Source organism: Brevibacillus sp. SIMBA_040 (assembly GCF_046535075.1).
Classification (GTDB): Bacteria; Bacillota; Bacilli; order Brevibacillales; family Brevibacillaceae; genus Brevibacillus.
In genome coordinates this window covers 45,893-69,684 of sequence record NZ_JAWRXI010000016.1, presented here as the reverse complement: position 1 = coordinate 69,684, position 23,792 = coordinate 45,893, and the positions used below count along the sequence as shown (strand labels likewise).

The 23,792-nt window shown below is 48.1% G+C and carries 19 protein-coding genes and 1 riboswitch; of the genes, 5 read left to right on the top strand and 14 right to left on the bottom strand.

The window, feature by feature from the left end:
* Window positions 1-252 precede the first annotated feature (252 nt).
* Window positions 253-460: riboswitch (cobalamin riboswitch) on the bottom strand.
* A gap of 17 nt (window positions 461-477) precedes the next feature.
* Window positions 478-1,578 carry a M24 family metallopeptidase gene (locus SB752_RS23635; RefSeq protein WP_410717981.1) on the bottom strand — a complete coding sequence of 367 codons (1,101 nt, stop codon included), beginning with the start codon at window positions 1,576-1,578 and terminating at the stop codon, window positions 478-480.
* A 126-nt stretch (window positions 1,579-1,704) separates the two neighbouring features.
* Between SB752_RS23635 and SB752_RS23630 the strand changes: the two genes are divergently transcribed.
* Entirely contained in the window at window positions 1,705-2,469 is a 765-nt protein-coding gene (locus tag SB752_RS23630; protein WP_410717980.1) for an alpha/beta fold hydrolase, read from the top strand.
* Between the two features lie 49 nt (window positions 2,470-2,518).
* Here the strand turns inward: SB752_RS23630 and SB752_RS23625 are convergent, their stop codons facing one another.
* The 8 genes from SB752_RS23625 to gpr form a co-directional block, all read right to left on the bottom strand.
* Window positions 2,519-3,412, bottom strand: a complete 894-nt coding sequence (locus tag SB752_RS23625) for an ABC transporter permease (protein ID WP_410717979.1) — start codon at window positions 3,410-3,412, stop codon at window positions 2,519-2,521.
* A 15-nt stretch (window positions 3,413-3,427) separates the two neighbouring features.
* Window positions 3,428-4,438, bottom strand: a complete 1,011-nt coding sequence (locus tag SB752_RS23620; RefSeq protein WP_410717978.1) for an ABC transporter permease — start codon at window positions 4,436-4,438, stop codon at window positions 3,428-3,430.
* 110 nt (window positions 4,439-4,548) lie between these two features.
* Window positions 4,549-6,213, bottom strand: a complete 1,665-nt coding sequence (locus SB752_RS23615) for an ABC transporter substrate-binding protein (RefSeq protein WP_410717977.1) — start codon at window positions 6,211-6,213, stop codon at window positions 4,549-4,551.
* Between the two features lie 111 nt (window positions 6,214-6,324).
* Complete coding sequence (locus SB752_RS23610; RefSeq protein WP_410717976.1) at window positions 6,325-7,296, bottom strand: ABC transporter ATP-binding protein; 972 nt, start codon at window positions 7,294-7,296, stop codon at window positions 6,325-6,327.
* Between the two features lie 18 nt (window positions 7,297-7,314).
* Window positions 7,315-8,283 carry an ABC transporter ATP-binding protein gene (locus tag SB752_RS23605; protein ID WP_410717975.1) on the bottom strand — a complete coding sequence of 323 codons (969 nt, stop codon included), beginning with the start codon at window positions 8,281-8,283 and terminating at the stop codon, window positions 7,315-7,317.
* 313 nt (window positions 8,284-8,596) lie between these two features.
* Window positions 8,597-8,905 (bottom strand): DUF3679 domain-containing protein, encoded by a 309-nt coding sequence (locus SB752_RS23600; RefSeq protein WP_410717974.1) that lies wholly within the window; start codon window positions 8,903-8,905, stop codon window positions 8,597-8,599.
* 5 nt (window positions 8,906-8,910) lie between these two features.
* On the bottom strand, window positions 8,911-10,089 hold the full coding sequence (spoIIP, locus tag SB752_RS23595) for a stage II sporulation protein P (RefSeq protein ID WP_410717973.1): 1,179 nt from the start codon (window positions 10,087-10,089) through the stop codon (window positions 8,911-8,913).
* A 150-nt stretch (window positions 10,090-10,239) separates the two neighbouring features.
* Window positions 10,240-11,340 (bottom strand): GPR endopeptidase, encoded by a 1,101-nt coding sequence (gene gpr, locus SB752_RS23590; protein ID WP_410717972.1) that lies wholly within the window; start codon window positions 11,338-11,340, stop codon window positions 10,240-10,242.
* A gap of 156 nt (window positions 11,341-11,496) precedes the next feature.
* On the opposite strand from gpr, the gene rpsT reads away from it, so the two are divergent.
* A complete protein-coding gene (gene rpsT / locus SB752_RS23585) occupies window positions 11,497-11,772 on the top strand; it encodes a 30S ribosomal protein S20 (protein WP_049738049.1) in 276 nt (91 codons plus the stop codon).
* Between the two features lie 77 nt (window positions 11,773-11,849).
* Here rpsT and holA read toward each other — a convergent pair whose 3' ends face one another.
* The 4 genes from holA to SB752_RS23565 all read right to left on the bottom strand — a co-directional run bounded on the left by holA (window position 11,850) and on the right by SB752_RS23565 (window position 16,977).
* On the bottom strand, window positions 11,850-12,884 hold the full coding sequence (gene holA / locus SB752_RS23580) for a DNA polymerase III subunit delta (protein ID WP_410717971.1): 1,035 nt from the start codon (window positions 12,882-12,884) through the stop codon (window positions 11,850-11,852).
* 265 nt (window positions 12,885-13,149) lie between these two features.
* A complete protein-coding gene (locus SB752_RS23575) occupies window positions 13,150-14,007 on the bottom strand; it encodes an anti-sigma factor (RefSeq protein ID WP_410717970.1) in 858 nt (285 codons plus the stop codon).
* A complete protein-coding gene (locus tag SB752_RS23570) occupies window positions 14,007-14,552 on the bottom strand; it encodes an RNA polymerase sigma factor (RefSeq protein ID WP_212964935.1) in 546 nt (181 codons plus the stop codon). The genes SB752_RS23575 and SB752_RS23570 overlap by 1 nt, the downstream gene beginning before the upstream one ends.
* A gap of 55 nt (window positions 14,553-14,607) precedes the next feature.
* Window positions 14,608-16,977 carry a DNA internalization-related competence protein ComEC/Rec2 gene (locus SB752_RS23565; protein ID WP_410717969.1) on the bottom strand — a complete coding sequence of 790 codons (2,370 nt, stop codon included), beginning with the start codon at window positions 16,975-16,977 and terminating at the stop codon, window positions 14,608-14,610.
* A 221-nt stretch (window positions 16,978-17,198) separates the two neighbouring features.
* Here SB752_RS23565 and asnB point away from each other — a divergent pair, with 221 nt between their 5' ends.
* The 3 genes from asnB to comER all read left to right on the top strand — a co-directional run bounded on the left by asnB (window position 17,199) and on the right by comER (window position 20,881).
* Window positions 17,199-19,124 carry an asparagine synthase (glutamine-hydrolyzing) gene (gene asnB, locus SB752_RS23560; RefSeq protein WP_410717968.1) on the top strand — a complete coding sequence of 642 codons (1,926 nt, stop codon included), beginning with the start codon at window positions 17,199-17,201 and terminating at the stop codon, window positions 19,122-19,124.
* Between the two features lie 134 nt (window positions 19,125-19,258).
* On the top strand, window positions 19,259-19,972 hold the full coding sequence (locus SB752_RS23555) for a helix-hairpin-helix domain-containing protein (protein WP_410717967.1): 714 nt from the start codon (window positions 19,259-19,261) through the stop codon (window positions 19,970-19,972).
* A 75-nt stretch (window positions 19,973-20,047) separates the two neighbouring features.
* The gene (gene comER / locus SB752_RS23550; RefSeq protein WP_410717966.1) at window positions 20,048-20,881 is read left to right on the top strand and encodes a late competence protein ComER; all 834 of its coding nucleotides are present in this window, start codon (window positions 20,048-20,050) and stop codon (window positions 20,879-20,881) included.
* A 428-nt stretch (window positions 20,882-21,309) separates the two neighbouring features.
* On the opposite strand, the gene leuS is transcribed toward comER, so the two are convergent.
* Window positions 21,310-23,727 (bottom strand): leucine--tRNA ligase, encoded by a 2,418-nt coding sequence (leuS, locus tag SB752_RS23545; protein ID WP_410717965.1) that lies wholly within the window; start codon window positions 23,725-23,727, stop codon window positions 21,310-21,312.
* Window positions 23,728-23,792 lie beyond the last annotated feature (65 nt).

The following is a 23,792-nucleotide window of genomic DNA, read 5'->3' as shown; positions in this document are numbered from 1 at the left end:
TTATGGATTTGAAATGATAATTAATTTTTGCGAATCGTAATCATTACGTTTTATTTACTTTTATCACTATACGCGTGCGTTAATGCTTTTGCAATTCTTTTCTTCAACCCCCTTTTCCGCACAAAAAAGCACCCCCCTTTTTTCTCAATCGGGAGGTGCTTGACAAACGTGGACACAGCTATAGATCTGGCTTTTTGTGCCTAGTTCTAGAATTATGCCTAAATTCCACATCTGCCCCATCCTCGTGGGTCGATTGTATCTGATTTCATGGCAGGTCTCCTGGCTTACGAATCGTCGCACACTAGCCTCCTTCCCATTCCAATAAGACGAAACAGTGGGTCTTGGCTAGGTACTCCTCGTTACAGTGGCGGGACCGCGCCGGTTTTTCACCGGTCTTCCCTATTAAGCTGAGGGGACGTATTAGATACGTCCAGTCAGCACCATGAAATGCTTATGAAGTTGTTTATTTCGTGCAATTTAACCGATTACAGTCAATTTTTTCGGGAAGCTCGACAATACTTCTACCCCTGTCTCGGTTACGACCACATCATCCTCGATACGGACGCCGCCTACGCCTGGCAAATAAATTCCTGGCTCGATAGTGAAAACCATCCCTGGGCGAAGTATCTCCTCATTTTGCTCATGCACAGAAGGATACTCGTGGACATCCATGCCGAGTCCATGTCCCAGACGGTGAATAAAGTACTCCCCATAGCCTTTTGCCGCGATGACATTGCGTGCGGTTTTGTCGATATGCGCAAAGGTTACGCCCGGGCGAACTTCGGCAATCGCTGCTTCATTGGCTGCCAATACCGTTTCGTAAATTTCGTGAAGCTGTTCGCTAATTTCACCAACTGCGAATGTACGGGTAATATCAGAGACGTACCCATCAGCTTCTACCCCGATATCAAACAGGAGCAGATCCCCTGCTTGAATCTCGCGCGTTCCAGGATTTCCATGTGGCAAAGCTGATTTTTCCCCAGCCAAAACCATTGTGGAGAAGGAAGGACCCTCTGCTCCTACACGCTTCATCTGGTATTCCAGGTCAGCGACAATCTCCATTTCGGTCATGCCGATCTTCACGGTTTTCAGCGTCTCTGTCAGTGCTTTTTCAACGAGCACAACAGCGTGCTTCATCCGCTCAACCTCGTCAGCGGATTTGATCAAGCGCATTTCGCGAAGCGGTGCTTCCACGTCTACAAAGCTAGTAGCAGAGACAACTTGTCCCATCGCTTCAAATCGCTCGACTGTCATATGACTTTTTTCGATACCGAGCTTAGACAAACCGCTTGGCAGTGTTTGTTTTAATACTTCGTACGGATTTTGCGTATCTGTATGTGTGTAGATGTTTTGGACGGATGAAGCCTCCGACGCTGCCTGACGATCAAGTGCTGGTACGATCAAGGCTGGTTCGCCCTGCACAGGAAGGACCAAGCCCAAAAAGCGCTCATGTGGATCTGTAAAAAAGCCTGTCAAATAATATACATGCTTGGGAGAGGTGATGAGCACCGCGTCCAGCTCTTGCTTCGTCAAAAAATCATGCAGCTTCGAAATGCGCTCTTGAAATACCTTTGTCACCTTACTTCACCCTGCTTTCGCCTAATATTCTATTGCGAGGATAACATTTCCTCATAAAAAAAAGAAGAGTTCTCGTAAAAATTTTGCCATGTATTGGAGAACATATGAAAGAGGTGAATATGATCTGTGGAACAAGTTGTGGTACAGCTAAAAAACGGTCAGCTTGCATGTACTCTCTCAGGCAAAGGCACTCCTGTTTTATGTATTCATGCCCCCTGCATCGGCTCTATGAATTTCAGCTATCAGGATGCTCTCTCTGATACTTACCAGCTCATCGTGCCAGACTTGCCCGGACATGGATCAAGCTCCTCATTTGGAGGGCGTTTTTCCATTGGCGAGCTTGCAGACTATTTGAATCAGCTCACACAAGAGCTGGATATTAAGAAATCTTACATTCTGGGCTATTCCCAAGGAGCATCGATCGCCTTGGAATACTGTCTCCGTTATCCTGAGAAAGTAAAAGGTGTCATTTTGGTCAGTGCGTTTTCTGAAGTAAAGGATCTCTATTTGCACGGTCGGTTTTTCATGGCACAAACGATGTCCTGGCTACACGGTATTCCACTTCTTGCCCGCTCAATTGCATCCTCTCATGTAACCGATCCTGCTATGCATGCCAAATGGGTCGAGCATGCCAGTCGAACAGATGCCCGCAGTCTTGCCTCTCTTTATGCAGCTGGTCATCGCTATCGCTGTACAGAGCGGTTGGACGAGCTGCGCATGCCCGCTTTACTCGTATACGGCAAAGAAGATAGACAGATGCTGCCGTACGCTCAGCTGTTAAAAAAGCAGCTGCCCGAGGCCAACCTTCTGTACATCCCACGTGTTCATCACCAAGTTATCACTCACGCTGCACCTGCCTTTAACCAGCTGTGCCGTGATTTCATGCAATAAAAGAAAAAAGACAGGAGAGCCGATCCCCTCCTGTCTTTTTACGTTTCTCTTAATTTTTCATTCGAGGGTCTAGTGCATCGCGCAAGCCATCACCGATCAGATTAAAACCGAGCACCGTCAGCATAATCGAGAGACCTGGGAAAATAACGGTCCACGGTGCTTTTTGAATATACTGACGTGAATCGGAGAGCATTTTTCCCCACTCCGGCTCGGGAGCTTGTGCACCCAAGCCCAAAAAACCAAGTGCAGCCGCCTCAATAATCGCTGTCGCAATCCCCATCGTACCGGTAACGATGATCGGCGCCAAGCTATTCGGCAAAATGTGCTGCATCAGGATGCGTGAATCTTTCATCCCGATCGCACGTGCTGCCATTACAAACTCTTCCTCTTTCAAACTGAGTACACGTGATCGAACTAACCGACCAAAAGTAGGGATGTTAATAATCGCAATGGCCAGCAACGCATTTTGCAGGGAAGGTCCCAGGATGGCAACAATCGCAATAGCCAAGAGAATACTCGGGAATGCCAGCATAATGTCAAAAACACGCGAAATGATCATGTCGATCCATCTGCCGTAATAACCCGCCAAAAGTCCAAGGATCGTCCCTGCTACTACTGATCCAATGACCGAAAAGGTACCCACCCACAGCGAAATTCTCGCCCCGTATACAACACGGCTCAGTACGTCACGACCATTGTAGTCGGTACCAAACCAATGCTCCTCAGAGGGCGGATTGTTTTTCATCACCAGCTCGCCTTGATCGTAAGGATAGGGAGCAATCACCGGTGCCAATACAGCAATCACGACGAAAAAGATGATGATCGCAAGTCCAACCATCGCTAATTTGTTTTTTCGCAGCGTTCTCCATGCTTCCCGCCAAGGAGAGATTACTTGTTCATTTTTTACTTGTAAAGGCAAGGTCTGTACTTGAGTTTCTGCCATGTCTCCTCCACCTCCCTAGCGGTATTTGATGCGCGGATCTACATAGGCATACAACATGTCCACTAACAGATTGATCAAAACAAAGATAGTAGCGATTACGAGAATACCAGATTGAATCACGGGATAATCACGATTCCCGATCGCCGTGAAAATGTATCGACCAACGCCTGGCCAGCCAAAGATCGTTTCCGTCAACACGGCCCCGCCAAGCAGCAAGCCCGTCTGCAAACCGATCACAGTTAGCACAGGAATCAAGGCATTTTTCAAGGCATGCTTGTACACCACCCAAAACTGGGCCAAGCCTTTTGCACGAGCCGTACGTACATAGTCAGCACGCATCACTTCAAGCATGCTGGAGCGAGTAATCCGGGCTATGATTGCCATCGGGATCGTACCAAGAGCGATTCCAGGCAAAATCAAGTGCTTGATTACTTCCCACAGCTGATCCCATTGCCCTGCGATTATCGTATCCAGTATATAAAACTGCGTAATTGCCTCTATGGGATTACGCGAATTGTCACGACCAACTGATGGCAGCCATTTGAGTTCTTGGGCAAAAAACCATTGCTCCATCAGACCCAGCCAGAATATTGGCATGGATACACCGATCAAGGCGATCAACATCGCACAGTAGTCAAACCAGGAGTTTTGTTTCCAAGCGGACAATATCCCCGCATTCACTCCAATTATTACAGCGAATAACATACTGACAATCGTCAGTTCTGTGGTTGCCGCCAAATAAGGACCGATTTCCTGTGTAATACTTGCACCCGAGTGCAGTGACACTCCCAAATCGCCAGTGATAATTTGCTTCAGATAGTCAAAATATTGGATATACCACGGATTGTTCAAGCCTAGTACTTCTCGTAAATCTTCAATAGCCTTGGGACTTGCTTTTTCTCCCAAAATCGTAAGGGCCGGATCGCCTGGAATAGCACGGATGATGGAAAATACGACGATGGACATGCCCAGTAGAACGGGGATGAGCATAAGAACTCTTCGGATGCTGTAAGATAGCAATGCCATCTCCTCGCTTTCCTTGCAAAAAAATAAGTGCTGGGGTGAAAAAAGAAAGGGTAAGAAGAGGGTGTTTCTCCTCTTACCCTATAAACTACGTTAGCCCTGCTTCACAGCTTTTACTTCAGATCAACCTTTTCCAAGCTCTCCGATCCTTTAGGATGCGGCTTGTAGTCGATGATGTTTGCTCTGGCAGCCAGCGCTGGTGTGGAGTGAGCCAGCGGTACCATTGGCACATCCTTGAAGATGATTTCCTGAACTTGATAGTACAGTTTTTCGCGCTCTTCTTTTGTGGTTGCAGATTGTGCAGCCATCAGCAGCTTGTGTGCATCTTCGTTTGCCCAACGTGTACGGTTGTTACCACCGATATTGTTTTTGTCGAGCAAGGTTGCGAGGAAGTTGTCTGGGTCTCCGTTGTCACCAGTCCAGCCAAGCATGAACATTTCTTGCTCACCTTTTTTGGTTTTTTCCAGGTAGGTAGCCCATTCCATCGTTACAATTTCGGCTTCTACGCCAATTTTTTTCAAGTCTTGCTGGATCGCTTCGGCAATTTTCACACCGTCTGGCATGTATGGGCGAGCTACAGGCATAGCCCAGAACTTGATTTTGAAGCCGTTCGGGAAGCCTGCATCACTCAGCAATTGCTTAGCCTTGTCGATGCTGAATTCACGATCCTTGATTTCGTTGTTGTGACCCCAAATAGAAGGCGGCATTGGGTTCACTGCTGGTTGACCCAGACCTGCGAAGAATGCTTCGATGATTGCCGGTTTGTTAATTGCGTAGGCAAGCGCCTCACGTACCTTTGGATTGTCGAGTGGCTTTTTCTCAATGTTGAAGCCAACAAAGCCGAGGTTCATGGAAGGACGCAGGATCAGCTGGAGATCACTGTTGTCTTTTACCGTTTGAGCATCATCCGGGTTCAGACCGTCCATCATGTCGATCTCACCGGAAGTAAGCGCTGTCAAACGAGCTGTGTTCTCAGGAATCACTTTGAACACGAGCTTATCCAGTTTCGGGAAGCCAGCATTCCAGTAATCGGGGTTTTTTTCCAATGTAATGGTGTCGTTACGCTTCCACTCTACGAACTTGAATGGGCCAGTACCGACAGGCTTTTCATTGAATTTCTCGGGACCCGCTTCTTGCACTGCTTTTGGAGAAGCAATCGCGAAGCAGGACATGCCCAGGTTTTGAATAAATGGTGCCAATGGACGGTTCAACGTAAATTTCACGGTTTGTGCGTCCACAGCTTCAACGGATTTGATTACATGAGTCTCGTCTCCCTTGTATCCGCCAAACATATCGTTGTAGTACTCAAAGCCTTCCTTGTTATGTTGTGGATGGCTCTTGTCGCTCCAACGCTCAAAGTTCCATTTTACTGCTTCCGCATTGAAATCAGTTCCATCGTGGAATTTTACTCCGCTACGCAAATGGAAAGTATACGTCAAACCATCCGGAGCGATTTCCCATTTCTCTGCAAGGGATGGTACGACCTCAGTCGTTTCCTCAGCGTAGCCAACCAGCGTATCAAATACGTTTTCCGTTACCTTGAAGGATTCACCATCCGTCTGTGCAATTGGGTCCAGTCCAACTGTATCGCCGCCGCGGCCAATGATCAGCTGCTTAGGACCAGCTTTTGCCGGTTCTGCAGCTGGCGTAGTTGCCGGAGCTTCTGTCTTTGGTTGTTCCGGCGCCTTTGTTGACGTTTGAGCTCCACTGCAACCAGCAAGAAGCATGGACAATGCCAACAGACTGGTCATAGCTCCGGAGAGTACTCTCTTCTTCATGAAATAACCCCCTCTTCTAAAATGACAGCTAGTACCATATGGTAGATAGAGTAGAATCTCCCGCGCATCCCCCCTTTAAAGCGCTTCTACACAAATGACGATGATCGCAAGCTATGCCTTGTATAAATGACAGGCAACAAAATGTCCGTCTCCCACGTCTTGGAAAACAGGCCGAACATTGCGGCATTCGTCAGTCACATGTGGACAACGCGTATGAAAGGTACATCCACTTGGAGGATTGGCCGGGCTCGGAACATCGCCTTGGAGGATTACCCTCTCTCTCGCAGCGTCCGGGTCTGGAGTGGGCACGGCTGACAGCAATGCCTGTGTGTAAGGGTGGAGCGGATTGCTGTAGAGCTGGCTGCTTGAGCTAAGCTCGACGATTCGCCCTAAATACATCACACCGACACGATCGCTAATGTGACGCACTACACTCAAATCATGAGCGATGAACAAGTAGGTAAGACCCAAATCGCGCTGCAGATCCTGCATCAGGTTCAGCACCTGTGACTGGATGGAGACATCGAGTGCTGAGACTGGTTCGTCAGCCACTATCAGCTTTGGATTTAACATGAGGGCACGTGCAATTCCGATACGCTGCCGCTGGCCTCCGCTGAATTGGTGAGGATAGCGTCTGGCGTGATAGCTGCTCAGCCCAACGACCTCTAGCATTTCCTGCACCCTTTTTTTGCGCTCCGCTGCTGTTCCGATATTATGTACGATGAGTGGTTCTTCCAGAATCTTCTCAACATTATGACGAGGATTAAGAGAGGCGAACGGATCTTGGAAAACGATCTGCATGTCTCGACGCATTTTGCGCATATCATCCGCCGAGAGAGACATGACGTTGACACCGTCAAAGGTAATCTCCCCTTCTGTCGGCTCGATCAATCGCAGCAAGGATCGTCCTGTCGTTGACTTTCCGCATCCGCTTTCGCCAACCAGCCCCAATGTTTCTCCCCGCCGCACGGTAAACGACACATCGTCAACCGCCTTTACCAGACCTACTTCCCCCCCAAGAACACCGCCTGTGATGGGATAGTACTTTTTTAAGTTTTTGACAACAAGAAGTTCTTCAGTCACCAGCATGCTCCTCTCGGGTTATTCGCCCAGCCAGCATCGGGATCGATGATTTTCCCCGACGACCTTCAGCTCAGGCATCTCTTGGCGGCATTTGTCTGTTACCTGTTCACACCTGGGCGCAAATCGGCAACCAACGGTAAGCGAGCCCGGAATAGGTACATTTCCCGGAATGGAATACAGGCGTTGCTGTGATTCTTCCAATCTTGGAAGCGAGTGAAGCAGACCGATTGTGTACGGATGTTTCGGACTTTTCAAAATACTCCGAACGTCACCTTCCTCAATCACATTACCTGCATACATAACCACAACACGGTGGCACATCTCCGCAACGACACCAAGATCATGCGTAATCAATAAAATGGCGGTATCCGCTTCCCGATTGAGCTGACGCATCAAGTCAAGAATTTGCGCCTGAATCGTCACATCCAGTGCAGTTGTAGGCTCGTCCGCAATCAACAGCTCAGGATTACAGGCCATCGCCATGGCGATCATGACACGCTGACGCATCCCTCCAGAGAGCTGATGAGGATATTCATCCACGATTGCCTCTGCTCTTGGAATCCCAACCTTTCTCAGCATTTCAACGGCTCGCTGCTTCGCTTCCTTTTTGCCAGCCTTCGTATGTAATCGGACGGATTCACCGATTTGATCGCCAATCGTAAAAACGGGATTGAGCGAGGTCATCGGCTCCTGAAAAATCATCGCGATTTCGTTACCGCGTATGGCTCGCATCCGCTTTTCATCTACAGAAACGAGATCTTCCCCTTTGAACTTGATTGCCCCTCCGACAATTTTCCCAGGAGGGTTTGGCACCAATTTCATTACAGAGAGGGAGGTAACACTTTTTCCACAGCCGGACTCCCCTACAATACCAACTACTTCCCCTTTGTTTACCGTGATCGAAACACCGTCAACGGCTGGGATTTGGCCGCGGTCCGTAAAAAAATGCGTCTGCAGGTTTTCAATTTGAAGGACAGGATGTGACACGTGGCTCACCTCTCACACCGAAATATGAAGTAAAAAAAGATCTATCAGTAGACATTATTACATTTATTCAATTTTTTGGCAACACAATAAATTCAAAAAATTATATTTTTGCCAACAATATTCTCGCTTGTTTCCATTAACGCTTTGCATAGGAAAAATACCTTTCATAGTGTAATGGGGTCAAGCCATGCCTACGCCGCTCAATATTTTCCAGTTTTTAGATAAGGACTGGCTCACACGCAAAAAACCCGTCGGAACGGGCCTTTTGTCTCTGAGACTTTTTACATCCCATCTTTTTGCGCGTAAACAATCTCTACGGTTCAAAAAATTCGCCTATCCAATCGACAAACGTTTTCGCGCCATCCTTGATACTGCCGCCAAGAGTCAAGCCCATCCGACTGACGTAGTTGACCATTTTGTTAGGATCAGCCGTTTGTACCTGCTTGCCCATGACCGCAATCTCCATTTGTCCCTGCTCTACTTTTTTAATATAAAAGGTCTGCGCCGCCTCTTCTGGTATCCCGCTTACTTTGGATATACCACGCTCAGCTGTTTGCAAGCCAATAACTACACCGATAAGTAGTACCACCAGAAGTCCTGTCAGCCTTACTGTCACACTCATACCCGTCACCTCTTCGCCGGCTCTTCCGCTACCGGTTTTTCCACTTTTTCCGCTTGCAGATAATACGCGGCGAAGACATCTGCCAAAGCTTCTGCCGTGTTCAGGCTTTCCTGCAGCGTGTTTTCCGTTCCACCTATTTCCATTAACAGGCTTCCCGGAGAGATGGACTGGTTATACTCGGCATGACCAGTTTTTGCTCCTTTTTCCATCACGCCACGCGAGAGATCCGGGTACATTTTCTCCATCAGCTTGTGCAGCTCGGTCGCAAACGCTTCATTTTTCTCATGATTCTTGTTCATTTTACCGATGACAAACATCACTCTGGCGTAGCTTTTTCCCTTGATTGTAGCAGTGGTCCGATCTCTTGGTGCTGTGTCGCGATGGAGATCAAAGAAATAGTGCAGCTCCCTGTTCTTTTCCGTTGCTGCTTTTAGCACCTTGAGAGATTGGGCGTAAGAAAGTGCGAAGTTCTGATTATTGTTCAAGAGCTGCTGATAAATGTCTTCTGTACTCACGTCAGCCCCGATTCCATTCTCATTCAATGCTTCTGCCAAACGCTTGCTAACCAGCGAAATGTTTTTTGTCGGGTGGTCAACAGAGCTTCCGACAGGCTTTGTCTCGCTGTACCAGGACTCCCTGTTGTGTGAGTTATACACAAACACGATCTTCTTGTCACCAGTGCTTGGCTTCGCGATTGGTGCGGGCTTTTCTTCCATCTGATCAGGGGTGTCTTGATCTGTCGGCTGCGAGATCGGAATAGACTGGGAAGCATCGATGACCTGCTTCGGATGCGGAGGGTACTCCACGTAAAAATCAGCAAGCGTGGCACCTTTCCCCGCTACGACATATCTGGCATCCTCCGTTGTCATCATCCCTGGCAGCTCTCTTCCTAAAAGACTGCGCAAATCACCAGGCTGAATGCTTGTTGCTAGTTGAAATAGAAAGCCTGACACGCTATTTGTCCGTCGATCGGAATTGACCTGTACGGTATCGGTCAATACGGGTATCTCTCTTCCCATCCAGTTGAGTATAGCCAGGCTGGAAACATGCGAAGCTGCCTGTTGAATGGTAGAGGAGGCGATAATAAAGCGACTGCCCCCAAGTGAAAGTACCCCGGTTAATACAAATAGAATCGCTGTTATAAATGAAAGTACTACGAATTGGCGTTGAATTAGGGTCGCCATCTGTCTCACTCCTCTAGCTGAGCCATTGACCTTGCGCAGTGGCTATTAGCCGTTCACGCTTGTCTATGCTTTAGCCTATGAGCGTCATAGAGACGATAGAACCCTTTTCTAGCTTTTCTCTTCCAACTCTAGCGGATTGATTTTCCCTAGTTAGTGTGTATACGATGCACTGTTTCCTTCGTCTACAGCTCTGTGCAAGGAGCGGTTTAAGCCTGTTGCAATCACATTGGCGACCCCTTCCATGAAGTCATCTACTTCTTTTGGCGTAACCACCAGATCTTGTCCAAGCGGCCTTAGCACCTCGTGAATCAGTTGCCGCTTCTCTTCTTCTGGCAACGAGCCTACTAAACCCATGAATGTCTTTCGTGACTCCATATCCGGCAGATCGTCTTCGGTGTATGGCTCCTTGCGTTCAGGCAATGAACTGAGTGACAGCTTGTTGTAAGCTCGTTTACTTTCCACCATCGATTGACCAAAATGACCAAGCAAGTAGGTGATGGCGTCATTTACAATCGTTGAGGCAAAAACGACGGTTGGGACACCGATCGCAATCACCGGTATGCCAAGGGTCGACTGGTCTATAGCTTTGCGTTTGTTGCCCACTCCTGATCCAGGGTGGATTCCCGTATCCGATATTTGAATCGTTGTATTTACGCGGTGCAAGGCACGCGAGGCAAGCGCATCAATACAGATCACGAAATCGGGCTTGCTTTTTTCCACGACGCCGAAGACGATTTCACTCGTTTCTATGCCTGTAATCCCGAGTACCCCCGGAGATAGCGCACTGACATCGCGATAGCCTTCTTCCACCGTCTCTGGTGCGAGCATGTAGAGGTGCCTGGTGACCAGCAAATTTTCTACAACCATCGGTCCCAGAGCATCAGGTGTTACATTCCAGTTGCCCAGTCCTACCACCAAAGCCTTTTTGTCCTCAGTGATCCCCAGCTGCTGCAAGAAGTTCGCGAATTCAACCGAGAAGCGTTGCGCCACCTTTTCCTCAATGGCTGTATCATTGTCACGCAGCTTGGGTACCTCAATTGTCAGGTAGTTCCCTGGCATTTTGCCGATTTGTTTTGCTGCTTCTTCATTTTGCACATGAAGCCGTGTCACTCTTATATCTGCTTCCGTATCGTCTGCTTGCAGCCATACACCAGGAATATTGCTTTCGTTTTGCTGCTGTGCGAGCTCATGTGCTTCCACCGCCAAATCGGTACGAATCGAATATCCCGACAAATCAATGTTGTGTTCCATCTTGTATAGACTCCCTCCTCCATTTTGTTCCTGCTACTAGCTTGCTTGAATCCCCCATTTTTATTCCGAATCCTTTCTTGCAAATGGGTTCTGTGCATGCTAGAATTACTTTGTTGTATGACTGTATGTCTATGGTCGTCTAAGGAGGTGACACACATGCCAAACATTAAATCCGCGATTAAACGCACCAAAACAATCGAAAAGCGTCGCGCTCAACGTGCTTCTCAAAAGTCTGATCTGCGCACTTCCGTAAGAAGCTTTGAGAAAGCTGTTGCCGCTTCCGATGTAGCATTGGCTAAATCTACTCTTCTGGTGGCTGTGAAAAAGCTGGACAAGGCCGCTTCGAAAGGTCTCATTCATAAAAACGCAGCAAACCGTCAAAAGTCTCGTTTGATGAAAAAGCTTAACGTTCTGAGCGCTCCTGTAGCGTAAGAGACCAACCGCAAAAAACCCCGTGAACATCATGTTCTTGGGGTTTTTTCTTTCTTGTATGAAAAAATGGTTTGTCCTCAGGCTTGTTGCCGCTCTGCATACGCCTGAGTAATGAACAGCTCCAGAGCCAGGCGCTTGTCCACCTGCCCGGACTTCATCCGGAAATCATCCTCTGCCAGTATGCCAAGCAGTTTTTTCAATGAACTCTCCGAAAAATGTCTGGCTTGCTCCATCGCCTTTTTTACGGCATACGGATGCATTTTGATCATCCCAGCCATTTGCTGCTGCGAATAACCACGAGGCGCCAACTGCTTGACATGGAGCAGCATACGAAATTGTCTCGCCAAAAGCGCCAAGAGCTTGATCGGCTCCTCTCCTGTCTTCATGCAGTCGTACATCATCCTGAGTGCCAGGTCCAATCGCCCGGAAGCTACCTGTTCAATCAGGGCGAATACGTCTTGCTCCAGCGTACGCGCACCAAGCATTTCTATAACCTCTTCTGTAATCGTCGCACCCTCGCCGACGAATAAAGCCATTTTCTCAATTTCCTTATCCAGAAGACGCAGCTCACCACCCACACGCTCAACCAGCTTCATGGCTTGCTGCCTTGCGATGGCTGCCTTATATTTGTCCGCCTGGCGCTCTACCCAGCCATACAAATCCACGTCCTTCAACAAGGGGAACGGGATTACCTTTGCTTTTTGCTGCAAGGTCTTAACCAGCTTTTTACGCTCGTCCAGCTTGTCTGCCTCTGTATGTAAAATTAGCGTCGAATAGTCCGGCGGGTTTTGCAAATAGCTAAGTAAGGCATCAGGATCACTCTCTACCTTTGCTGGCGGCTTGCTACCTGTTAAAAAGTAGGCTTGTCTGGCAATAATCAACCGGTGCTCCCCTAGAAACGGCAATGTCTCCGCATCCTGCAAAATATCCGCCAGTCCCGTTTCTGTACAGTCATACACACTCAAGTTGAGATCACTGAACTCGGGAGCTATCATTTCCCTTTTGGCCAGAGCCATAAACTCTTCCGCACGAAAGCTCTCTGGACCGTAGAGGACATAGATCGGCGAGTATTGATTTTGGCGAATTTCCCTGATGGCCGACAGTAGTGGCATGAGTAACTCTCTCCCTTTCCCTAACCTTACCTGCGTTATTATAGCACATGTTTCCGAGGTCGTTTGAAAAGAAAAAAACCGCTAGCCTCATCAGCAGCGGTTTCTCTATACATGGCACCTCTATGTAAACGTTCAGGGAAAAGCCCCGGGATTTCCTCCTCCCCAAACGGTAAGCAGGGGGTGCTTGATACTGTACAATACGCAAGAAGCCCCAGCTTGGTGCCAGTCTCTTCGAAAAAGCCGCGTTTGTCATGCAGATCGCGGTTTAATCGTTATCATCATCGTCATCGTCGTCATCATCTTTTTTTTGTTTTTTATCTTTGTTCTTGTTGCTTTTACTCTTGTCCCCGTCGTTGTCCTTGTCGTCTTTAGCAGATGTCTTGTCTTCACGGTCCGGGTTATCTTTCAGCCCGATAGGAAATGCTGGTGGTTTTTCCTCTTGGCGCACGGGCGTTGGAGGAGCTTTAGGTTTGTTGTCGGCCGGCTTCACATTCTGTTTTGTATCTTGTTTTTGCGTAGCCTGATTTGCAGGCGGCTTTGAGCTCTGCTTCTTCGCAGGCTGCTTGGCAGGCTTCTTCTCGTCCTCCGTAGTAATGGATTGAGATGTATTAGTGCTTGGAGTTGGAGCAGGCGGCCCAATAAACGCGGTCTTCTCCTCGATCGGAGGAGGGGCAATCATCGCGCCTTGATTTGAATCAGCGATTTCGTGATTCTTCCCGTCACTACCTGTAAACAGCATCCCAATCATTAAGCAGGCTGCTGCTGCTGTGCTTCCGATACTGGCAAGCCAAACTTTTGTCCGCTTCCACTTTTTCGACGTAACCGGTGAAGACGACTTGTGCTTTACTTCCAGTGTGGGCAAGATTTCCTCATTTTGAATCGACTTGGCTGCTGGCATTGCTGCCGCTGATTCCAGTCTTGGCAGTATGGAATCTACAATACTGAATGAGGGTACGACAGGGGGTAGCTGTTCTAGCTGCTTTGAAACATTTTTCAAACGGTTGTACTTCAGTTGCAGATCAGGATCTTTTTGAAGGAGACTGTAAAGCATTTGCTTTTCTCCCGAAGACAGATCTCCATCCAGATCCCGCTGCATCCATTCCCAAACCTCATCATGGGTCATCAACCGATCCCCCCTTTCTGGTAGTCGTACAGTAGTTCCTGAAGCTGCTGTCTCGCCCGAAACAAATACGACTTTACCGTGTTAAGCGGCAAATCCAAAGCTTCCGCGATTTCCTGGTAGGATAAATCCTCCAGATAGCGGAGTACTACAACCATTCGATACTGTTTAGGCAGTCTCCCAATGGCTTCCTGAATGTCATTGGACAATCCAGTGAGAAGAATTTCATCCTCTACGTTGTTTCGATCAGGAATGATCAATTCATGCTCGTCGATTGAGACCGTTTCCTTCTTCGCGCGAAATTTATCCATACAGACGTTACTCACAATTCGTTGGACCCACGTGGAAAATTTCGCCTTTTCCTGATAGGTGTCCAATTTGCGATAGATACGAATCAGCACTTCCTGTGCTGCATCAAGCGCATCTTGTTCGTTCCCTAGAATATAATAAGCGCTGCGGTAAACGGAGGTCTCAATGGATCGAAGCAGTTCGACAAGCGCATCGTGATCGCCTGACTGCGCCATCCTGATCAGGTCTGCTTCCTGCATATTCTCCTCTCCCCCCTACAGACGGTTCGCTTAATGAAAAGGTTGCAACCTCAATTTATGTATCTGTTAATTGCGTCTTCCAGCTCATGCCTGAAGTCGTAATGATCAGCGTAATTGCTCCTTGCTGATCAGTTCTGTACACAGTAGAACCCGCATTTTTTAATCTTGCTAAAACCTCTGGTACCGGATGCCCATAGCGATTGTTTGCGCCTGCTGAAATAATTGCGGCTTTTGGACGAGTCGCCAAAAGCAAGGCCTCCGTGCTTGACGTCTTGCTGCCATGATGAGCTACCTTCAAAACATCCACAGCTGGCAACCCGTTTTTCACCAGCCTCATTTCCCCATTACGTTCCACATCTCCGGTAAATAATACTGTTGTCTGGTAAGCTGTCAACTGTAACACAACCGATGCATCGTTACCAGCATAAGCCCCAGTTTGTCCTGGATGAAGCCACTTCCACTCAATTCCCGGTGCATCTGACCACGTCTGACCGGGACTGCCTGTAACGATCGGCACACGTTTTTCACGAATGAGCTGCAATATCTTCTCTTCGTGTGCTTGCGGCGAGCTTCCATTTACAATTACCTCGCCGATAGAAAAGCGCGGTACCAAGGCCGCAATGCCCCCAATGTGATCCATATCCCCATGGGTCATGACGACTCTGTCAATTTTCTCGATCCCTCGGGCCATCAAAAAGGGAAGAACGACATCCTCTCCCACTTCGAATGGGTCCCGTTTTTCTCGCCATGGTTCGCGTGCCGAGAACGAAATCGTTCCACCAGCATCAATTAAGTATACCTTCTGATTAGCAATTTCGACAACGATGGAATCTCCCTGACCAACATCGAGAAACGTGATTCGCACTTCATTTCCACCTGCAAAAGGTTGCCTTGCTGTTACTAATAGCGCAAAAAATACAGCGATGTAAAGGATTATGTCTTTTCGGCGATGAAGCCCCGCCTTCCACAAAATGGGTATCACAATCAAAAATATGGTGTACAAAAATAGCCACCACCAAGTTGGATGGGGCCAATTGGTATAAGGAATTTCCAATTTTTGCAAATTGAATAACGGTTGATGAACCCACTCTAAGAAAATACTCGACAGCTTTACTGGCCAAACGGCTAAAATCGGATGAGCCATGCCCAAAACAATCGCAATATAGCCAAGTGGAAGTACAATAATGGAAAGGAGCGGGGTCACCACAAGATTTACAAGCCAGGATAAGGGGGAAAACTGATGAAAATGATAGATAAGAAACGGGAATGAAACTACCTGCGCAGTGAAAGTAACCGCTACTAGCGTACGAAGCCAGGCTGGTACCCTGCCCCAAACCTGTAAACTGTATGGAACGTAAATGATGAGACCGAGCGTCACCGCAAATGACAGTTGGAATCCGACATGCCATAGCTGATACGGATTAGACAGCAGCATGACAATCAGTGCGCCTGCCCAAACTTCCTTTCCATCCAACCTTTTTCCTAGGACTTGGCACGCCAATCCCACTCCACCCATCAGTCCGGAGCGAACAGCGGAAGCACTGGCTCCAACTAAAAGCACATAGGCGACAAGCATGATGATCGTGGTCACGAGCGCCGTTTTGCGCCTGACTCCCACTCGTTCCAGCGTCCACATAAACATGCTGCTGACGAGAGTCACGTGCAGTCCTGATATTGCCAAGATGTGGCTTAATCCCAAAAGTGAGTACATCTCCGCAAGCTCTGGCGTCACTTCCTGGCCAAGACCAAGCAGTAACGATTTCATATATCCTGCGATTTCAGGATCAGGAAAAAGCCGATCAATTCGATTTGCCCCGTCATCTTGCCACTCTTGAAATCGGGCAATAATGGAGCTTTGCGCTACATGCTCAATCGTGGAAAAATCAGCTTCGCCGATCACATGGACGCCCTGCCAGTAGAGATATCGTGCATAATCAAAGGCGTAAGGATTACGGGCAGCAGAGGGAAGTGACAACTGGATTTTGGCAGTAAGTTCACTCCCCCTTCTCCACTTTTCTATCAACATTGCCTCTTCGAGTGTCGAAAGCTTTACGCGCAACACAATTCGTTCAGGGCGGTGCAGCCGCTTCTCACTAACTCTGCTCTCCTTTACATCCGCAAAAAACCGAGCTACATCACCATCTCTCTTCACTGGCGAAGCTATCGTTGCTTGTATCCAAACAGCTTTTTTGTCTACTGCTAGCTGACTCAGCTCTGAGCGATGGAGAAACTCGTACCCATCAAAATATAGACCTGCTAGAATGAGAATAAGCGTGTAAACAGTGCATTGTTTTCGCGCAGGTTTGGGGAAAAATCCAACGAGAGCCGCACTCAGGCCAGCTGTTGCCAACAGCCAGGCAGGATGTAAATAGGCAGAAAGCAAGAAACCTGCCATCACCAATATACTTGCGCTAAGTATTGTCACGTATTTTTTCCCTCCGTCTCTCTTTGTCGAGCTTTTTTTCATCAGTAAGAGGGAGTATATCTGTTAGAATACGGACAAAAATAGAAGAGAGATAATGACCATTTTCCTTGGTGGGACAACGTTTTTGGTTGCATGGATAGGCATTCAGTAGAGATTGCGCTGACTTGCGATACGTGATAGAGTTAGCAGGAGCAATCCAGTGAGAGGAAGAGTCATTTCATATGTGTGGAATCGTATCACTCTACAACAAACGGCAAGTACCCGTCGTGCAAGAAGCGATTAGTGCGATGACAGGTGTTATCCTGCACCGTGGTCCAGATGACGATGGTTTTCATCTCGAAGACAACATCGCCCTGGGCTTTCGTCGTTTAAGCATTATTGACGTGGAAGGCGGTCACCAGCCGCTGTTCAATGAAACACGAGACGTCTGGATTATAGGTAATGGAGAAATCTACAATTACAAAGAGCTGCAACGATGGTTAAAAGATATCGGTCATGTTTTTCATACCGATTCTGATATTGAAACCATTCTTCACCTTTATGAGGAAGTAGGTACTGAAGCACCGAAGCATTTGCGCGGCATGTTTGGATTTACGATCTACGATTCTCGCAAAAAGCGTTTGTTCGGTGCCCGTGATCACTTTGGAATCAAGCCCCTCTACTACGTAGAAACAGGGGATTCTATCGGGGTAGCCAGTGAAATCAAAAGTCTGTTGGAACTCCCGGGTTTGACACGTGAAGTCAATGAAAACGCCTTTTATCACTATTTGACCTTCCAATATGTACCTGACCCTGAGACCATGTATCGCGGAATTTATCGCATCCCACCAGCGCATTCTTTTATCATCGAAAACGATGAGATCAAGCTGGACCGCTATTGGGATGTTGAGTTTAAGCCGGATGAGAGTAAACCGTTTTCGCACTTCGTGGAAGGCACACGCAGTGTTTTGATGGATTCCATCGACAAGCATCGGATCAGTGAAGTGCCCCGTGGAGCATTCCTGTCCAGTGGTGTGGATTCCAGTAGTATCGTTGGCATGCTGCGCACGTTTGAACCTGTCAAAACCTTTTCCGTAGGTTCTGATATCCCTGGTTACAGCGAGCTTGACTACGCCAAACGAACTGCTGAATATTTAGGCTCAGAGCACTATGAGCGTGTCATTAATGCCCAGCAGTATATGGATGAATTGCCGCGTTTGATCTGGCATCAGGATGAACCGGTTGCTGACCCTTCTGCTATCCTGCTATATTTCGTCGCTCAAATGGCAAGTGAGCATGTAACCGTGGTGCTGTCTGGCGAAGGTGCTGATGAATTCTTCGGAGGCTATAACATTTATCGGGAACCTAGCTCGTTGAAAATGTTCTCCGGGATGCCAGCTTGGATGAGAAGCTCCATCGGCAATGTGGCTCAGCTTCTGCCCGATCAGGTTAAAGGGAAAAACTTCCTGATTCGCGGTTCAAAAACAGTCGAAGAGCGCTTCTTCGGAAACGCACTGATTTTCAGTGAAGAGATGAAAAAACGCGTTGTAATGGAAGATATCGCACATTCCAGTTCCTACGTCTCCCCTTTTACCATCACAGAGGAGATCTACAAACGCGCTTCGCAATATGATGATGTGACGAAAATGCAGTATCTGGATATTCACACCTGGCTTCGTGGAAATATCCTGATGAAAGCCGACAAAATGACGATGGCTAATTCACTGGAGCTGCGCGTACCTTTCATCGACACCAAGGTTTTCGAGTTTGCCGCTACCATTCCAACGAAGTACAAAATCGCGAATGGCACCACCAAGCACGTCCTGCGTGAAGCAATGAAAGATTTCCTGCCTCCGGAAATCAAGACGCGGAAAAAACTGGGCTTCCCGGTTCCGACACGTCATTGGTTGAAAAACGAGTTTTACAAATGGGCCAAAGAGATCATTTTTGAATCCAAAGTCGATCATTTGATCAATAAGGCATACGTGCTCTATATGCTTGATGAACACCGCGAAGGAAATGCTGACTACAGCCGCAAAATCTGGACGGTTTTGGTCTTCATGCTGTGGCATCAAATCTTTATCGAGCAGCGCTATAATTTTGATCCGTATGTCAGTCCGAATGTAGACGTTCGTCGCAAGAAAAATTCCCTGCAGCATATTGGCTAGGTCTTTTCATCTCTCTCGAAGACTAGCAAAAATAGATTTGCAACCCCTCCCTTACTTTTCGTAGCATCGTGCTTAGAGAACGAACTTATTGTCTCTATTACGATACGCGCGCAAGGCAAGGGAGGTTTTTTGTTATGCTGTTTGATTTGTGGGAACGATATCGCAGGTACATATTACTTGCTGGCGCCATTCTCTTTCTTGGCAGCAGCGTCTGGCTTTATCAGACGGATCAGGAGAATCTACCTGACAAGCTGCCATTGGAAGCACCCGCTTATGCGAAAGCCCATCTGTCTGCTGGAAGCGATGCTAAGAGCGATGAGTCACCGAAGCCTGCTGAGACCTCGGAACCAAAAAGCACCGAGCCTCCCCCTACTCCCCTGTACGTAGACGTGAAGGGTGTGGTCAAGCAGCCTGGCATGTACCGCTTTGAAACAGGAATGAGAGTAGCAGACGCCATAGCAAAAGCAGGCGGCACCCTACCTGATGCAGATCTCGACCAAATCAATTTGGCGCAGCCGCTGTCGGATGGCAGTGCCGTAATCATACCTGCCAAAGGCTCTTCGGCAGCTCTTATTTCGGGACAACAGACAGTCGCCCTGCCACCTTATGGAGTAAGCTCAGGGTCTATGAATAGCCAGAGCGGCGGCCAGGAACCCAGCATTAACGTGAACACGGCTACTACAGAGGAGCTGACGACTCTACCTGGCATTGGACAAGCGCGGGCAAAAGCCATCCTATCGTACCGAACAGAAAAAGGCGGATTCCGATCAGTCGAAGAGCTAAAAGAGATCGAAGGCATCGGTGATAAAATGTTCGAACGTATAAAAGACCGCGTCCGCATTCAATAGGTGACGAAATCGTTGGTCATGTTCCCTTCCTTCCCCTCATAGAATGGGGTAAGAATATTGGAGGGAGATATGCCCATGGATAAAATTGGGTTTATTGGCACGGGCAGTATGGGCAGCATTTTGATCGAGTCATTGCTGTCTGCAAAAGCCTTGTCCCCCGGACACATTATTGTCAGCAACCGTACTCCCGCCAAAGCGGAGCAGCTTGCTCATCGGCATCCCGGGCTTGTCGTTGCCAAAAACAACCTGGAGCTTGCCAAAGCCGCCAAAATCTTGCTGCTATGTGTCAAGCCAATGGAATATAGCGTGATGCTCCAGCAAATTTCCCCTGCGCTGACACCCGAGCACCTGTTGATTACGATCACCAGCCCCATTAAGCTAGAGCAAATGGAAGCATGGGTGCCCAGCGCTGTAGCTCGTGTTGTGCCCAGCATAACCAATGCCGCCCAAGGTGGCGTTTGCCTCTGCGAATTTGGTGTACGTATCCAAGACGAGCAGCGTCAGTTCATTCGCGCTTTATTTTCGCATATCAGCACCCCTATCGAGGTGACTGAGCCATTCCTGCGGGTAACCTCTGATATTGCCAGCTGCGGCCCCGCTTTTCTCAGCTACATCCTCCAGCAAATGATTCACGATGCCGTACAGGAAACAGGCATTTCTGAAGAAGCCGCTACTTACTTGACTACGCAAATGGTTATTGGCATGGCCGAACTGCTTCGAAAAGAAGCTTTTACCCTCCCTACTCTGCAAAAGCGTGTTTGCGTGCCGGGTGGTGTGACTGGCGAAGGGTTAATTCCTTTGCAAAATGGTATCCCCGGACTTTTCGCTGAAGTATTTCGACGTACGCAGGTCAAGTTCGCAGAGGATCAGGAGATGCTGGAGCGGACTTGGAGTAGTCAGCCTAGCTAGCCTCGTTTGGGCTTTAGCTTCTGGGGTGGAGAGGAAAACGGAGAAAAAGCTCCGGCTTCTTGGAACACTTGCTGGGAGCATGAACTGTACGGCTACATTCCAAAAGCGGAACCGCGTCCAAAAGTGGCTGGCTCAGGGAGTATTTCAGAGCCTCCCGCTTAAAAACGTGTTCCGCTTTTTCCATTTCGCCTGGGTTGTGTTCCAAAGAGCCTCGCTTTTTCTCCGTTTTCCTCTCGCCAGCCTCTGGCCCTGCACTCGGGACGTTTTAAAAGAAGAGAATAATGAAGGACATAAAAACTCCTTATTTTGGGTTGTTATTGCGAATTCAGGAGGCAAGTACTTAAAATTTATTCTTTCCATTCCATAAAAAAGAAGTGGAGACCCGTCAGATACAGGCTCCACTTCTTTTCCTACTTCGTTTTATTCACTTAACGAATGACGATATTTACCAGCTTGCCAGGAACTGCGATCATTTTGACGATTGTTTTGCCTTCGATCAGTTCTTTGATGACTTCGTTTGTTAGAGCCAGCTCTTCCATTTGCTCTTTGGTTGCTTCAGATGCAATGAGCAGCTTTTCTTTGTTTTTGCCATTTACCTGGAGGACGATTTCTACCTCGTCATCAACCAGTTTGGACTCGTCATACGTCGGCCATGCTTCGTACGTGAGTGTTTCACTGTGACCCAGCTTCTCCCACAGCTCTTCAGCGATATGCGGCGTGATTGGGGAGAGCATTTTCACGAAGTCTTCCATGTATTTCTTCGGCAGTACGTCAGCTTTGTACGCTTCGTTGATGAAGACCATCAGCTGGGAAATACCAGTGTTGAAGCGCAGACCTTCGTAGTCTTCTGTTACTTTTTTCACCGTTTGGTGGTACACACGTTCCATGCTGGTAGCTTTGGAGGTGTCCACGATTTTGTCGTTCAGCTCTCCGCTTTCGTTAACGAACAAGCGGTATACACGATCTATGAAGCGGCGTGATCCATCCAGACCTTTTGTTGACCAAGCGATGGAAGCATCCAAAGGTCCCATGAACATTTCGTACATACGAAGCGTATCCGCACCGTGGCTGTTTACGATATCGTCAGGGTTTACGACATTCCCTTTTGATTTACTCATCTTCTCGTTGTTCTCGCCAAGAATCATTCCTTGGTTAAACAGCTTTTGGAAAGGTTCTTTCGTTGGAACTACACCGATATCGTACAGGAATTTGTGCCAGAAACGGGAGTAGAGCAAGTGAAGAACCGCATGCTCGGCTCCGCCGATGTAAATGTCGATCGGCAGCCATTCTTTCAGCTTTTCTGGATCAGCCATTGCTTTATCATTGTGTGGATCGATAAAGCGCAGGAAGTACCAGCAGCTACCCGCCCATTGTGGCATGGTGTTCGTTTCACGGCGTGCTTTGAGGCCTGTTTCCGTATCTACCGTGTTAATCCAGTCGGTGATATTGGCGAGTGGTGACTCCCCTGTACCGGACGGCTTGATTTCTTTTGTTTTTGGCAAAATGATCGGTAGCTCGGATTCTGGAACGACCTTCATCGTGCCATCCTCCAGATGCAGGATCGGAATCGGCTCACCCCAGTAGCGCTGACGACTGAACAACCAGTCACGCAGACGATACGTTACCTTGCGATTTCCTTTGCCTTCTGCTTCGAGCCATTCGATCATTTTGCTGATCGCTTGTTCTTTGTTCAATCCATCGAGAATGCCGGAGTTGACGTGCTCGCCATCACCTGCATACGCTTCCTTGGAGATATCTCCACCTGCAATTACCTGCTTGATTGGCAGATCAAACGTTTTGGCAAACTCATAGTCACGTTCGTCATGAGCTGGAACCGCCATGATCGAGCCTGTTCCGTAGCTGATGAGTACGTAATCTGCAATCCAGATTGGCAGACGCTCGCCGTTTACCGGGTTAATTGCATAGGCACCGGTAAATACCCCGGTTTTTTCTTTCGCCAAATCCGTGCGCTCCAGATCACTCTTTCGTTTTGCTTGCTCCAGGTATGCATCGACTGCTTCTTTTTGTTCTGGTACCGTGATTACGTCAACCAGCTTGTGCTCTGGCGCCAGCACAGCATAAGTTGCTCCGTACAAGGTATCAGGACGTGTTGTAAAGACGGTAAAGGATTGGTCATGTCCGTCGATCGCAAAAGTCACCTCTGCCCCTTCTGAACGACCGATCCAGTTACGCTGCATTTCTTTGATGCTCTCTGGCCAATCGAGTTCTTCCAGGTCAGACAAAAGTCTTTCAGCATAAGCAGTAATTTTCAGTACCCATTGACGCATTGGGCGACGTTCAACTGGATGGCCGCCACGCTCACTTTTCCCATCAATGACTTCTTCGTTAGCCAGTACGGTTCCCAGAGCAGGGCACCAGTTTACGGCTACTTCGTCAACGTAAGCCAATCCATGCTCATACAGCTTGGTGAAAATCCATTGCGTCCATTTATAGTAGCTCGGATCAGTCGTATTGATCTCTCTGTCCCAGTCATAAGAAAAGCCCAGAGCCTTAATTTGGCGGCGGAAGTTGTTGATGTTCTGCTCTGTAAATTCAGCTGGATCATTCCCTGTATCCAGTGCGTACTGCTCAGCAGGCAGACCGAAAGCATCCCAACCCATTGGGTGCAGAACATTGTAGCCTTGCATGCGCTTCATGCGGGACAAAATATCGGTAGCCGTGTATCCCTCTGGATGACCTACGTGAAGTCCTGCACCGGATGGATACGGGAACATATCAAGTGCGTAAAATTTCTTCTTGCCTTCGTCCTCAGACGTTTTGAAGGTTTTGTTTTGCTCCCAGTATTGCTGCCACTTCTTTTCGATATTGCGATGACTAAAAACCATGGTAAAGCACTCCCATCTTCAATAGGTAAAAGGTGTAAAAAAATAAAAAAACCCCACGTCCCTTG